At 70.5% G+C, this 12,481-nt stretch carries 13 protein-coding genes; 10 read left to right on the top strand and 3 right to left on the bottom strand.

The features are described 5' to 3' along the window. The first annotated feature begins 82 nt into the window (after window positions 1-82). From glnE to ACFQ0E_RS18085, 5 genes are all read left to right on the top strand, one after another. Window positions 83-2,905 carry a bifunctional [glutamate--ammonia ligase]-adenylyl-L-tyrosine phosphorylase/[glutamate--ammonia-ligase] adenylyltransferase gene (gene glnE / locus ACFQ0E_RS18105; RefSeq protein ID WP_386826234.1) on the top strand — a complete coding sequence of 941 codons (2,823 nt, stop codon included), beginning with the start codon at window positions 83-85 and terminating at the stop codon, window positions 2,903-2,905. Between the two features lie 22 nt (window positions 2,906-2,927). Further along, window positions 2,928-4,418, top strand: a complete 1,491-nt coding sequence (locus tag ACFQ0E_RS18100; RefSeq protein ID WP_386826232.1) for an ATP-dependent nuclease — start codon at window positions 2,928-2,930, stop codon at window positions 4,416-4,418. A 110-nt stretch (window positions 4,419-4,528) separates the two neighbouring features. Continuing rightward, the gene (locus ACFQ0E_RS18095) at window positions 4,529-4,840 is read left to right on the top strand and encodes a DUF883 family protein (protein ID WP_386826230.1); all 312 of its coding nucleotides are present in this window, start codon (window positions 4,529-4,531) and stop codon (window positions 4,838-4,840) included. Window positions 4,841-4,851: 11 nt separating this feature from the next. Then, window positions 4,852-5,247 (top strand): phage holin family protein, encoded by a 396-nt coding sequence (locus ACFQ0E_RS18090; protein WP_386826228.1) that lies wholly within the window; start codon window positions 4,852-4,854, stop codon window positions 5,245-5,247. After that, window positions 5,244-5,627: a hypothetical protein gene (locus ACFQ0E_RS18085; RefSeq protein ID WP_386826226.1), complete on the top strand. Its 384-nt coding sequence runs from the start codon at window positions 5,244-5,246 to the stop codon at window positions 5,625-5,627. Before ACFQ0E_RS18090 ends, ACFQ0E_RS18085 begins: the two co-directional genes overlap by 4 nt. Here the strand turns inward: ACFQ0E_RS18085 and ACFQ0E_RS18080 are convergent. After that, window positions 5,612-6,592 carry a mitochondrial fission ELM1 family protein gene (locus tag ACFQ0E_RS18080; RefSeq protein WP_386826225.1) on the bottom strand — a complete coding sequence of 327 codons (981 nt, stop codon included), beginning with the start codon at window positions 6,590-6,592 and terminating at the stop codon, window positions 5,612-5,614. The genes ACFQ0E_RS18085 and ACFQ0E_RS18080 overlap by 16 nt on opposite strands. A 115-nt stretch (window positions 6,593-6,707) precedes the next feature. On the opposite strand from ACFQ0E_RS18080, the gene ACFQ0E_RS18075 reads away from it, so the two are divergent. Both ACFQ0E_RS18075 and ACFQ0E_RS18070 read left to right on the top strand, forming a co-directional pair. Continuing rightward, on the top strand, window positions 6,708-7,298 hold the full coding sequence (locus ACFQ0E_RS18075) for a malonic semialdehyde reductase (RefSeq protein ID WP_386826224.1): 591 nt from the start codon (window positions 6,708-6,710) through the stop codon (window positions 7,296-7,298). A 31-nt stretch (window positions 7,299-7,329) separates the two neighbouring features. Beyond that, complete coding sequence (locus ACFQ0E_RS18070) at window positions 7,330-7,950, top strand: YceI family protein (protein ID WP_386826222.1); 621 nt, start codon at window positions 7,330-7,332, stop codon at window positions 7,948-7,950. A 56-nt stretch (window positions 7,951-8,006) separates the two neighbouring features. Here the strand turns inward: ACFQ0E_RS18070 and ACFQ0E_RS18065 are convergent, their stop codons facing one another. Next, complete coding sequence (locus ACFQ0E_RS18065) at window positions 8,007-8,669, bottom strand: glutathione S-transferase family protein (RefSeq protein WP_386826220.1); 663 nt, start codon at window positions 8,667-8,669, stop codon at window positions 8,007-8,009. Between the two features lie 103 nt (window positions 8,670-8,772). On the opposite strand from ACFQ0E_RS18065, the gene ACFQ0E_RS18060 reads away from it, so the two are divergent. Genes ACFQ0E_RS18060 through ACFQ0E_RS18050 form a run of 3 tightly spaced genes read left to right on the top strand, consistent with a single transcriptional unit; the run spans window position 8,773 to window position 11,497 of the window. Then, window positions 8,773-8,979: a zinc-finger domain-containing protein gene (locus ACFQ0E_RS18060; protein WP_386826218.1), complete on the top strand. Its 207-nt coding sequence runs from the start codon at window positions 8,773-8,775 to the stop codon at window positions 8,977-8,979. Between the two features lie 38 nt (window positions 8,980-9,017). Beyond that, window positions 9,018-10,169, top strand: a complete 1,152-nt coding sequence (locus ACFQ0E_RS18055) for a glycosyltransferase (RefSeq protein WP_386826275.1) — start codon at window positions 9,018-9,020, stop codon at window positions 10,167-10,169. Continuing rightward, window positions 10,166-11,497: an O-antigen ligase family protein gene (locus ACFQ0E_RS18050; protein ID WP_386826216.1), complete on the top strand. Its 1,332-nt coding sequence runs from the start codon at window positions 10,166-10,168 to the stop codon at window positions 11,495-11,497. Before ACFQ0E_RS18055 ends, ACFQ0E_RS18050 begins: the two co-directional genes overlap by 4 nt. On the opposite strand, the gene lpxL is transcribed toward ACFQ0E_RS18050, so the two are convergent. Further along, a complete protein-coding gene (lpxL, locus tag ACFQ0E_RS18045) occupies window positions 11,488-12,399 on the bottom strand; it encodes an LpxL/LpxP family Kdo(2)-lipid IV(A) lauroyl/palmitoleoyl acyltransferase (protein ID WP_386826214.1) in 912 nt (303 codons plus the stop codon). The two genes, ACFQ0E_RS18050 and lpxL, sit on opposite strands and share 10 nt — an antisense overlap. Window positions 12,400-12,481: the final 82 nt, after the last annotated feature.

The raw sequence follows: 12,481 nt of genomic DNA, 5'->3' as shown, positions 1-12,481 counted from the left end.
GGGAGCAGGCCCGCTACCGGTTCGACCGGGGCGGGCTTTTTATTTGCGCGGAGCGCGCCCGCCGGGATGCCACAATCGGCGCATGAGCCACGCTTCCGACCCCCCGACCACCGCGCTGGATGCCCACCTCGACCGCGCGCTCTCGCGCCTGCGCCAGGCGCTTCCCGACCTGCCGTTCGACGACGCCGACCTGCTCGCGCAGGTGCGTGCGCTGGCGCTGGCCAGCGACTTCGCGATCGACGTCTGCGTGCAGCAGCCGGCGCTGCTGCCGGGCCTGCTCGCCGATGGCGGCGCGATGCCCGCCGCGCCGCCGGTGCTCGACCCCGCCCTGCGCACCGACTGGGGCACGCTGCTGCGTCGCCATCGCCGCGCGGAATCGGTGCGCCTGATCTGGCGCGACGTGCAGGGCCTGGACACGCTGGACCAGACGCTCTCCGGTGTGTCGCAGCTGGCCGAAACCTGCCTGCGCATCGCGCTGGAGGCGCTGGAGGCGGAATTCGCGCAGCGCTTCGGCACCGTGCGCGACGTCGACGGCCATCCGGTGCGGCTGGTGGTCTACGCGCTGGGCAAGCTCGGCGGCGGCGAACTCAACTTCAGCTCCGACGTGGACCTCGTCTACGCCTACGAGCACGACGGCGACAGCGACGGAACGCGCGCGCTCGCCGCCGAGGACTATTTCGCGCGGCTCGGCCAGCAGCTCGCGAAGCTGCTCGACGAAGTCACCGCAGAAGGCTTCTGCCATCGCGTCGACCTGCGCCTGCGTCCGTTCGGCAGCGCCGGGCGGATTGCGCTGAGCTTTTCCGCGATGGAGCAGTACTTCCAGCGCGACGGCCGCGACTGGGAACGCTATGCCTGGCAGAAAGCGCGCGCCGTGGCCGGCGACATCGAGGCCGGCGAGCGTTTCCTGCAGGCCCTGCGGCCGTTCGTCTACCGCCGCTATCTCGACTACGGCGCGCTCGACGGCCTGCGCGAGATGAAGGCGACCATCGCCGCCGAAGTCGCGCGCAAGGACCTCGCCGACGACATCAAGCGCGGACCCGGCGGGATCCGCGAAGTCGAATTCCTGGCCCAGGCGCTGCAGCTGATCCGCGGCGGTCGCGAGCCCGCGCTGCGCGAGCGTCGGCTGCAGGTCGCGTTGCGCGCGTTGCGCGATGCGCGCCACCTCGATGACGAGGCCTGCGAGGCCCTGCTCGCCGCGTATCGCTTCCTGCGCGTGCTGGAGAACCGCCTGCAGATGCTGCGCGACGCGCAGACGCAGCGCCTGCCCGAGGATCCGCTCGAACGCGAGCGACTGGCGCGCAGCCTCGGCGAACCCGACTGGCCAGCGCTGCACGCGCGGCTGCAGATGCATCGCGAGCGCGTCGGCCGCGAATTCGAGGCCCTGCTGGCGCCGCGCCGGCGTGCCGCGCAGCCCGATGCATTGGTGCTGTACTGGCGCGCCCTGCGCGACGGCGCCGAGGACACGCCGCGCGATGCGCTGGCCGACGCCGGTTTCGCCGATGTCGAGGCCGTCGATCAGGCCCTGCGCGACTTCGCGCGCGCGCCCGGCGTGCGCGACCTGTCCGACGCCGCGCGCGGTCGCCTCGATCGGCTGATGCCGGCGCTGATGGCCACGGTCGCGACCTCGCCCGAGCCGCTGCTCGCGCTGCGCCGCCTGCTTGCGGTGCTGCATGCGATCCTGCGTCGTGCCAGCTATCTGGCGCTGCTCGACGAGCAGCCGGCCGCATTGACCCGGCTGGTCGACGTGCTCGCGCGCAGCGCGCTGCTCGGCGAACGCCTGGCCGCGCATCCGCTGCTGCTCGACGAACTGCTCGACATGCGCGTCGCCGGCCCGCTGCCGCAGTCGGACGCGTTCGCTCAGGCCTGCACGCAGGCGCTGCAGCAGGACGATTCCGAAGGCGCGTTGCTCGCCCTCAACGAAGTGCGCCAGGCCTTCGGTTTCCGCATTGCGCTGGCCTGCCTCGACGGTCGCCAGGACGGCGTCGCCAGTGCACGCATGCTCGCGGCGCTCGCCGATGCGATCCTCGCAGCGGTCTGCACGCTCGCGTTGCGCGAACTGGAAGCGCAGCACGGCTGCATTCCGCAGGCGGAGTTCGCGGTGCTCGGCTACGGCAGCCTGGGCGGGCGCGAACTCGGCTTCGGTTCCGATCTCGATGTCGTTTTCGTCTACGACGCGCCGGCCGATGCGATGTCCGAAGGCGCGCGTCCGGTCGACGCCGCGCGCTGGAGCGCGCGCCTGGCGCAGAAGATCGTGGCCCTGCTCGGTGCGCCCACCGGCGCGGGCCGACTCTACGACGTCGACGTGCGCCTGCGCCCGGACGGCGCCAAGGGCCTGCTCGTCTCGACGCTGGAACGCTTCGAGGACTACCAGCGCCACCGCGCCTGGACCTGGGAGCACCAGGCGCTGGTCCGCGCCCATGCCATCGCCGGAGATCCCGCGCTGCGTGACGCGCTCGAATGCGTGCGTGACCAGATCCTCGCCCGTGCGCGTGAACCATCCGCGCTGCGCGAGGACGTGCGCGCGATGCGTGCGCGGATGCGCGCAGAACTCGACCGCTCCACGCCGGAGCGCTTCGATCTCAAGCAGGGCGAGGGCGGCCTGGTCGACCTCGAATTCCTCCTGCAGTACCTCGTCCTGCGCGATGGCGCGGTGCGGCCGGCGCTGCTCCGTCCACGCGACACGCCCGGGCTGATCGACGCGCTGCGCGGCGAGGGACTGTTTGACGATGCGTGCGCCACCGGCCTGCGCGCTGCGCACGAAGTCCTGGTCCGCGCCGGCCTGATGTGCACGCTGGACCGCCGCGCGCGGATCGTCGCGCCCACCGAAGCGCTGGAGTCCGCGCGCCGCACGGTGCGCGAGGCCTGCGCGGCGTTCGGCCTGGCCGATGCCGGCGTGCCGGCTTGATCGCGACGCACTGGACCCATTCATGATCGAACCCATCCTCGAAATCGACATTCGCGATCTCAAGTCGATCGCGCGCCTGCGCATCGATCTGCCGCTCAAGCGCGGGCTCTACGTGATCGCCGGGCAGAACGGCGCCGGCAAGAGCACGCTGATGGCGGCGGTCGCGACCGTGTTCTTCCGCACCCGCTACGAGCGCTACTTCGGCAAGCCGTCCGTCGTGGATGCCGGCATCGAGGTGCGCTACGGCAGCGAGCAGTATTCGCTGCGCGCCGACGGACGCGCGTGGCGGCTCAAGGGCGGCATCCAGATCAAGGGCTTCTACGAAGGCAGTCTGATCTTCGGCAACCGCTTCAAGGAAAACAGCTTCGACACGATCGGCAAGCTCGCGGGCGTGGATCCGGCCGACTTCGTCGAGAGCAGCGACTTCGTGCGCGAGCACCTGGGCCTGGTGCTGCACAACGACCGCAATCGCCATCCCAGGCTGTACACGCTGGATCCCGAGCTGTCGCGGCGCAAGTACGGTTTCAAGGCGCCGCCGTACTTCTATCGGCGCGGCGACGAGCTGATCGGCAAGTCGCAGATGTCCACCGGCGAGAACCTGCTGATCACGCTGCTGCATTCGATCGACCTGCGCATCCGCGATCGCGGCAACGTCAACAAGCCCTGCATCTTCCTGCTCGACGAGATCGAGTTCGCCCTGCATCCGGCCGCGCTGGTCCGCCTGACCGCGCTGCTGCGCAAGGTCGCGATCGAATACAACATGGCGATCTTCGTCGGCACGCATTCTGTCGAGCTGATCCGCGAGGCCGGGCCGCGCAACACCTTCTTCCTCGAACGCATGGCCGACGATTCGATCGAGGTCGTGCATCCCTGTCACCCGTACTACGCGACCAAGATCGTCTACGACCATGCCGGCTACGACACCGTCGTGCTGGTCGAAGACGACCTCGGCAAGCGCATGGCCGACCGGCTGATCAATCGGCTGCGCCTGCGCGACAGCAAGCTGGTCCACGTGATGCCCTGCGGCGACTGGCAGAACGTGATCCGCCTGCTCAACGACATCGCCGGCAACAACCTGCTCGGCCGTCCGGCGCAGGTGATCGCCGTGCTCGACCGCGACGTGCAGGGCGACGTGCCGCGCTACGCCGCGCGCTTCGGCCCGGGCATCCTCGGCGAGATCGAATTCCTGCCGGTGAAGAGCCTGGAGAAGTTCCTCAAGGCGCGGCTCGCCGACCGGCTCGACATCGCGCTGCATCGCCGCATCAACGACTACCTGCTGCCGAAGATCGTGCTCGCGGACCTGGTGCGCGACTACCGAACCGACTGCGCGAACGGCGATGCCACCGGCAAGGTGCTGTTCGGCCGGATCGAGAAGGCGCTGGAGCTGCATGGCCGCAGCCGCGAGGACCTGGTCGAGCTGGTCGTCGACGATCTGATCGAGCGCGGCGAGGAGAGCGTGGAGGCGACGATGGCCTTCCTGCGCGCGCGGCTGGGCACGCCGGGCAGTCCCTGATCACCGTTTGATGATCGGAGTCTGAACGGTCCGGCCACGTGCGGCCCCGATCGGGGGTATGCTCGACGGACGAGCCGCTCGCCATTTCCCCCAACGCAAGGAGAGTCCGCATGTCGAAGAACCATTACCTGGACACCGAAGATCTCGTGACCGACGCAAAGGTCGTCCTGGAAGATGTCGAAGCCATCCTCGACGAGGCCGCCAACGCCACCGGCGAACGCGCCCAGGCCCTGCGCGCACGCGCCGCCGAAGCCCTCGGTCGCGCCAAGCATCGTCTCCAGGATGCGCAGACCGCCGTCGCCAACAACACCAGGGCGGCCGCCCGCGCCACCGACAACTTCGTCCACGAGCATCCCTGGGGCGCCATCGGGATTGCGGCGGGCGTCGGTTTCCTCGTCGGCCTGCTCGTCTCGCGCCGCTGAGTCGCGTCGCCGTGGCTTCCCCGGTCGATGCCCTGCGCCGCCTCCCGGCGGCGCTGGTCACCCTGCTGCTGTCCCGCGTCGAGTTCGCGACCCTCGAACTGGCCGAAGCGCGCACGCGCTTCCTGCGCTGGATCGTGCTCGCGCTGCTCGGCGCGGTGCTCGCGATGCTCGCGCTGATCGTCATTTCGGCGCTGCTCACCGTGGCGCTGTGGCCGAAGTTCGGCTGGGGCACGCTGGTCGCGCTGGCGCTGGTGTACACGCTGCTCGCGGCCTGGGTCTTCCGGACCCTGGCCGTCGAGCACGCCGCCACGCCGCCTCTGCTCTCGGAAACCCTGCGCGAGTTGGCGAGCGACCGCGATGCGGTCTTCGCCGCCCGCCCGCGGCGTGACCCGGGAGACGAGGCATGAGTCGCGACGACCAGACCCAATTGCGTCGACTGCGCATGGAGATGCTCCGCATGCGCGCCGGCGTGGAACGCGCCGAACTGGTGTCGGCGATCCGCGACGTGCGCGGCGGTGCCGAACGCCTGCGCAGCTTCTCGAACATCGCCGGCGGCATCGGCGCCGCCGTGACCGGCCGCAGCGGCTGGGTGGGCCTGATCGCAAGCCTGGTGCGCAAACCCTGGGCTGCGGCCTTTGCGCTCGGCGCGGTGCGTGCGCTCAAGCGCAAGCCGATGCTCGCGGCGGTCGTCGTCGCCACGGCAGCAGCCCTGGGCGTCGGTCTGTCGCGCAGGCAGCGCGGGTCTGCCTCCCGGGTGCGGACCGACGAGGACTACGGCGCCGGTTGACCGGCGTCGGCAAGCCCGAGGCGGCCACGCAGCGCCTCGGCCACCCGCGCGCATTCGCGCAGCGGCACGGTGTCGAACGACGCCAGCGTCGCATCCATTGCCCGGATCCGATCCCGTGCCAGCAGGGTGTCGAGGAAGGCGCGCGGTCGTCCGCGCACGCGGCCCGGATCGAACACGAACACCGGCACGCGCGTCGCGCAGGCCTCGGAGATCATGTTCACCGAATCCGGCGAACACACGATGCGGTCGGCCCAGGCCAGCAGGCCGGGATAGGGATTCGGACCATCGTCCGGCCCGCGCCAGACAACGCCGGGCGTGCCGTCGTAGCGGTGGGCGAGGGCGGCGACCAGTTCCGGATCGGTGCGACGCGAGGTGGTCAGCAGCACGCTGCCGCCGTCGCGCGCGAGCACCGCTTCGAGTTTCGCGGCCATCACCTCGAACGCCATGCGATTGAAGCGCGCATGCGCGCTCGTGCCACCGAGCAGCACGGCGGTGCGTGGCCCGGGCAGCTTGCCGAATGCGGCGAAATCCTCGCGGGCCCGCGCCAGCCAGGCGTCGTCGACCGGGTGAATGCCGCCGAGCAGGGTCAGCACGTTGTCGCCACGCAGGGTGTCGTGTTCGGGCACGACCACGGCGTCCCAGTGGCTTGGGTCGAGTCGTGGGTCGAGGATCTGTACTGTCCGCCAGCCGCGTTCGCGCAGCAGCCGGGTCGCCAGCGCCGCCTGCCGGCCGCAGCCGACGGCCAGGCCCGGTGAGGTGTCGAGCAGCGCGCCGAATCCCGGGCCGAAGGCCTGCTCGGCACCGGGCAGGCGACGCGGCGAAAGCCAGTGCCAGGGCGCGCGGGGCGCGAGGGTCAGCGTCGAGACGGCCCGGTCGCCGGCCAGTGCGGACGCCAGTGCCTCGGCCTGACGGGCGTTCCCGGCGCGCCCATCACTGATCGCACAGATTTGCAGCGAATCAACCATCAACGTCTTTATTGTTCCGAATTTGATTCGATTCGTTCCCGCCATACGGCTGCGGTGCCCCGGCGTGGACTCTACACTGCCGGCCTCGTTTCCATCCCGACAGGACGTACGCCCGATGTTCTCGCCGCTCAACGACACCGCACTCGACCAGTTGTTCCGGACCGCCCGCACCTACAACGCGTTCTCGGGCGAGATCGATGACGCCACCCTGCATCGCCTCTACGACCTGCTGAAGTTCGGCCCGACCGCCGCCAATGCCTGCCCGGCGCGCTTCGTGTTCGTGAAGTCTGCCGAGGCCAAGGCCAAGCTAGCCCCGGCCCTCGACGCCGGCAACCGCGACAAGACCCTGGCCGCGCCGGTCACCGTGATCGTCGGCTACGACATGGCCTTCTACGACAAGCTGCCGGTGCTGTTCCCGCACACCGATGCGCGCTCGTGGTTCGCCGGCAAGCCGGAAGCCGCGCTGGAGACCGTCGCCCTGCGCAACGGCAGCCTGCAGGGCGCCTACCTGATCCTCGCCGCGCGTTCGCTCGGCCTGGACACCGGCCCGATGTCGGGCTTCGACAACGCCAAGGTCGACGAGGCCTTCTTCGCCGGCACCGCCATCCGCTCGAATTTCCTCGTCAATCTCGGCAAGGGCGACACCAGCTCGATCTTCCCCCGTTCGCCGCGCCTGGGCTTCGACGAAGCCTGCCTGATCGCGTGATCCCAACCCGAGCGCGCAACCGCGCGCCCGCATGCTGCCTCATGTCCGCACCACCCACAGGAGTGTCCCCATGAAACGTCTGCTCGCCGCTGCTGCCCTCGCGCTCGCCACCACCGTCGCCTTCGCCGCGCCGCTGACCTACAAGATCGACCCCAACCACACCGACGTGGTCGCCAGCTGGAGCCACTTCGGCTTCTCCAACCCGATCGCGCACTTCGGCAAGGTCGACGGCTTCATCACCTACGATCCGGCCAAGGTCGGCGACTCGAAGGTCGAGGTCACGATCCCGCTGGCCGGCCTGAATTCGCACGTCGAAGCTTTCGACGAGCACCTGCGCAGCGACGATTTCTTCGATGCGGCGAACCACCCCAACATCACCTTCAAGAGCACCTCGGTGAAGTCCGCCGGCAAGGACAAGCTCGCTGTGACCGGCGACCTGACCATCAAGGGCATCACCAAGTCGGTCACCCTCGACGTGACCATCAACAAGCTCGGCGTGCAGCCGATGGCCAAGCGCGAAGCCGCCGGTTTCGAGGCCACGACCACGATCAAGCGCAGCGATTTCGGCGTCGGCAAGTACGCGCCGAACGTGAGCGACGACGTGAAGATCAGCATCACCACCGAAGCGATCGTGCCGAAGCCGGCCGGCTGAGGTCCTCGACCGGGCTGTCTTGCATGGACGGGCCGCTTCGGCGGCCCGTTCGCGTTTCAGGACCCGCTCGCCTCCGGCGGCGGCGCATCGAAGCGGTAGGGCGTCGCGCGTGCCGACGCCCGTGCACCGAAGTCGGCGACGAACGCGGTGAGCGCCGGCAGGCCCGAGAGGTCGACCGGGTTGCGGAAGGGCAGGTGTTCGAGCAGGCAGAACAGCATCAGGTCGAACAGCGCGATGCGGTCGCCCGGCAGCTGCCCGCGGATCGCGTCCAGGTGTGCGTCCAGCCACGCCAGGCAGCCGAGCAGGCTCTCGCGACGCTTGCGCGAGGTGGCGTCGGGCGGGCGCTTCGACACGATCTCGTGGAACACCACCTCCACCTGTGCGGCCATCGCGTGCGTCACGATCTCGTGCGCGTTCATCAGCAGCGGCGTGCGCGCGTCTTCCGGCCAGAACACCAGGGCCTCGCCGCCGTCGATCTGCCGTGCGAGATGGCGGCAGGCGTTGAGGCTGCCCCAGACCGTGTCCCCGCCGACGCGCAGCGCCGGCAGCTTCAGCGCCGGATTGCCGGCATAGGTCGCCGGGTCGGTGCTCATCAGGTCGAAGATCGGCGCCAGCGGCGCGTCGATGCCCAGTTCCAGCGCGAGCATCCGCACCACGCGGGTGTAGTGCGAGCTCTGCCGGCCGACGATTTCGATTCGCATGGTCTCGATGGCGGACATGGGCGATCCGGTGCGGGAAGGATGACCGCGATCATGCCGCCAACCCGCACAGCCCGGGATGCACTGGGCTAAAATGTGTGTTCCGCGCAGGACACCCCACGCCATGACCGCACAGCCCAGCCCCGCCAACGCCACGCCCGGCCACGACACCGGCCGCCACGAAGTGCGCCGCGCCGACCTGCCGCTGAGCTGCCCGACGCCGGCGATGGCCCTCTGGAACGCCCATCCGCGCGTGTACCTGCCGATCGAGGCCGAAGGCGGCGAGTCCACCTGCCCGTACTGCGGCGCGCAGTACGTCCTGATCGATTGACCCTGCCGACGGCCGCCGTGACCGGCGCCGGATCGCGGATCGACGAAGTCCCGCGCCGCCTCACCGTGGTGCAGCTGCTGCCAGCGCTGCAGTCCGGCGGCGTCGAGCGTTCCACCCTCGAGATCGCCGACGCCCTCGTCCGTGCCGGGCACCGGGCGGTCGTGGTGTCGGCAGGTGGCCGGCTGGTGCCGCAGCTCGAAGCCTCGGGCGCCGAGCACGTCGCGCTCGACATCGGCCGCAAATCTCCGCTGACCTTCCTCCAGGTGCGCCGCCTGCGCAGGCTGTTCATGACGCTCGACGCCGACATCGTCCATGCGCGTTCGCGATTGCCGGCCTGGGTCGGGCATCTCGCATTGCATGGCCTGCCTGCAGCATCGCGACCGCGTTTCGTCACCACCGTGCATGGCCTGAATTCGCCGTCGCGCTACAGCGCGATCATGACCCGCGGCGAGCGCGTGATCTGCGTGTCCGACACCGTCCGCGACTACGTCCTGCGCCACTATCCCGCGACCGATCCGGCGAAGCTGCGCACGATCCCGCGCGGCATCGATCCGGCGGCGTTCCCGCCTATGCCTTGGCCCGATCGCGACGCGCGCGCGCGGGTGGCCGCGCAGCATCCCGCACTGTCGGGCGATGGCCCGCTGCTGCTGCTGCCCGGTCGCGGCACCCGGCTGAAGGGCCATGCCGACGCGCTGGCCCTGCTCGCGGCGCTGCGCGGCGATGGTCTCGATGCGCGGCTGTGGATGCCCGGTGCGCGCGAACCCGGACGCGAGCAGTACATCGCCGACCTCGAAGCCGAGGCCGCCACGCTGGGCGTCGCCGACGCGCTGGCGATCACGCCGCCCACCGCCGCGATCGCGGAGGCCTACGCAGCGAGCGATCTCGTGCTGCAGGTCTCGCGCAAGCCCGAAGCGTTCGGCCGCACGGTGATCGAGGCGCTGTCGGTCGGTCGACCGGTTGCGGGCTGGGCGCACGGCGGTGTCGGCGAACTCCTCCACGAACTGCTCCCGGCCGGCGCGGTGACGCCGTTCGACGCTGAATCCCTGCATCTCGCCGCGCGCGCGCTGCTGTCGCGCACGGGAAGCGGGGCGGACATTTCCGCTACGATGCCCGCGCGACTGCAGCGCTATTCGCTGGATGCCATGCAGGCCGCCACGCTCGCCACCTACCGGGAACTGATCGCGGAATGACGCCCGACGCCACTGCCGACACTGCACGCATTCCGCCGGGCTGGCGCTGGGCGCCGTTCTGGGTGCTGGCGTTCGTCGCGCTGTGGCCGGCACCGGGCGTGGCGGAGGGCGTGCTGGCACTGGGCGCGCTGGTCGCGATCGGTCGCCTGCTGTACGTGCGTTTCCGTGGCGGCGGCGCGCTGCTCAGCGCACAGGCCTGGGCGCTCACCAGCGTGCTGTTCTTCGCCTACTGGACACCGGAACTGATCGGCGCGATCGATGCGGTCGACCCCGCGCGCGCCTTTCGTGAAGTCGCGGCCGACCTGCGCTACCTGCCCTTCCTGTGGCTGGCCGCCGCCGCGGTCGCCGATCCGCGCGGCCGCCGCATCACCTTCGGCGGGCTGGCGGTGATCGTCGCGTTGTGGACGGTCGATGCGCTGGCGCAGGCCGTCAGCGGCATCAGCCCGATGTTCGCGGCGATGGATGCAGCCAGCCTCGCGATCCGTGGTTACGCGATCTGCGACGCGAACGACTACCTGCTGCTCGATCGCCTCGGCGGCGTGCTCGGTCCGTGCAACCTCAAGCTCGGCGTGGTGCTCGCCAGCCTCTCGCCGTTCCTGCTCGTCGCGGCGGGGCAGCGGTTCGGGCGTGTCGGCTGGCTGGTCGCGGTGGCGCTGGTCGGCGTGATCGTGCTGCTCGCCGGATCGCGCGCCTCCTGGATCACCTATGGCCTGGTGCTGCTGCTCTCGGGCTGGCGCCTGCTCGGCTGGAAGCGGCTGCTCGGCGTGTTCGCGTTCGGGGCCGCGCTGCTGGCGATGCTCGCGGTGGTGTCGCCGCAGGTGCGCGAGCGCGTCTCGCGCACGACGCAGATGACCTCGGCGAGCGCCGCCGGCGTCGACGATGCCCTGTCCGGACGCGCGCGGATCTGGTCTGCGGCGTGGTGCATCATCCAGTCGCATCCGATCAATGGCGTCGGTCCGCGCGGTTTCCGCGAAGCCTTCCCAGCCTGCGACCCGCAGCCGGAGCGCATCGCCGAATGGGGCCTGGGGCCGGCGCACCACGCGCACCAGATCGTGCTGGAGATCCTCAGCGAAACCGGTGCCATCGGCCTGCTGCTGTGGCTGGCGGGCGCGGCGATGGCGCGGCGCGCCTGGCGCTATGCCGAGGCCGGCGCGCGCGAAGCGGCCTGGCCGGCGATGCTGGCGCTGGCGGTGACGGTGTTCCCGTTCAACACGCACCTGGCGTTCTATTCGACCTTCTGGGGCGGGGTGACGCTGCTGCTCGCGGCACTGTTCGCCGGCAGCCTGCTCGGGCGCGATACGACGACGGCGACGGCGCCTCAGTCGTAGACGGCTTCGCCATCCGGCCGGCGCTTGAAGCGCCGATGGATCCACAGGTACTGCTCGGGCGCCTCGCGCGCCATGGTTTCGATCGCGGCGATCACGCGCGCGGTGTCGGTCTCGGCGCTCTCGGACGGGAACTGATCGAACGCGGGCCAGAAGCGCAGGGTGATGCCGCCGTCGGCGCGCCGGAAATGCTGGAACATCACCACCGCCGCGCCGGAGAGCCGCGCCAGCTGGTGCGTGGAGCTGAGGCTTTTCGCCGGCTGGCCGAAGAAGGGCACGAACACGCTTTCGCCTCGGCTCGGATCCTGGTCCGGCGCGTACCAGAGCAGGCCGCCCTTGCGCAGGTGCTTCACCGCGCCGCGCACGTCCTGCTTGGTGAACATGCCTGCTGCATAGCGCGAACGACCGCGCAGCACCGCCCATTCCATCGCCGGCTGCGCGTAGGGCCGGTACATGCCGGCGAGCGGCACGGTGTCGCAGGCCAGGCGCGCGCAGATCTCCAGGGTCGTGAAATGGCCGGAGACGACGATCACGCCCTTGCCGCGCGCATGCGCCTCGCGGATGTGCTCGGCGCCTTCGATCACCAGCCCGGCGCGCTGCGGTTGCACCGAGCCCCACCAGGCGCGCCCGAATTCGAAGATCGCCAGGCCCAGCGATGCGAAATGCCGGCGCAGCAACGTCGCGCGCGCCACATCGTCGAGCTCGGGAAAGCACAGCGCGAGGTTGCGCGCCGCGATCCGTCGCCGTTCGCGCAGCGTCATGCGCAGCACCACGCCCAGCGCGCGACCCAGCGGCTGCTGCAGCGCCCAGGGCAGGCGCGCCAGCAGCGCCATCGCGCCGATGCCCAGCCAGATCGGCCAGTGGCGAGGCGAGCGGGGTGGCGGGGCGTCGAAGGCGAACGGCATGGTCGCATTGTACGGGCATGCTGCGGAGGGGCATCGGTTCGCGACCGATCCGGCACGCGCGCCGGCGGGCCGCTTATCATGT

This window comes from Lysobacter brunescens (assembly GCF_042677005.1).
Lineage (GTDB): Bacteria > Pseudomonadota > Gammaproteobacteria > Xanthomonadales > Xanthomonadaceae > Lysobacter_I > Lysobacter_I brunescens.
This window is presented reverse-complemented; position numbering and strand designations above follow the sequence as displayed.

Excerpts from the sequence above, each read along its gene's own strand:
- glnE (WP_386826234.1), top strand. The coding sequence starts at position 83 with ATGAGCCACGCTTCCGACCCCCCGACCACCGCGCTGGATGCCCACCTC.
- ACFQ0E_RS18100 (WP_386826232.1), top strand. The coding sequence starts at position 2,928 with ATGATCGAACCCATCCTCGAAATCGACATTCGCGATCTCAAGTCGATC.
- ACFQ0E_RS18095 (WP_386826230.1), top strand. The coding sequence starts at position 4,529 with ATGTCGAAGAACCATTACCTGGACACCGAAGATCTCGTGACCGACGCA.
- ACFQ0E_RS18085 (WP_386826226.1), top strand. The coding sequence starts at position 5,244 with ATGAGTCGCGACGACCAGACCCAATTGCGTCGACTGCGCATGGAGATG.
- ACFQ0E_RS18080 (WP_386826225.1), bottom strand. The coding sequence starts at position 6,592 with ATGGTTGATTCGCTGCAAATCTGTGCGATCAGTGATGGGCGCGCCGGG.
- ACFQ0E_RS18075 (WP_386826224.1), top strand. The coding sequence starts at position 6,708 with ATGTTCTCGCCGCTCAACGACACCGCACTCGACCAGTTGTTCCGGACC.
- ACFQ0E_RS18070 (WP_386826222.1), top strand. The coding sequence starts at position 7,330 with ATGCTGCCTCATGTCCGCACCACCCACAGGAGTGTCCCCATGAAACGT.
- ACFQ0E_RS18065 (WP_386826220.1), bottom strand. The coding sequence starts at position 8,669 with ATGTCCGCCATCGAGACCATGCGAATCGAAATCGTCGGCCGGCAGAGC.
- ACFQ0E_RS18060 (WP_386826218.1), top strand. The coding sequence starts at position 8,773 with ATGACCGCACAGCCCAGCCCCGCCAACGCCACGCCCGGCCACGACACC.
- ACFQ0E_RS18050 (WP_386826216.1), top strand. The coding sequence starts at position 10,166 with ATGACGCCCGACGCCACTGCCGACACTGCACGCATTCCGCCGGGCTGG.
- lpxL (WP_386826214.1), bottom strand. The coding sequence starts at position 12,399 with ATGCCGTTCGCCTTCGACGCCCCGCCACCCCGCTCGCCTCGCCACTGG.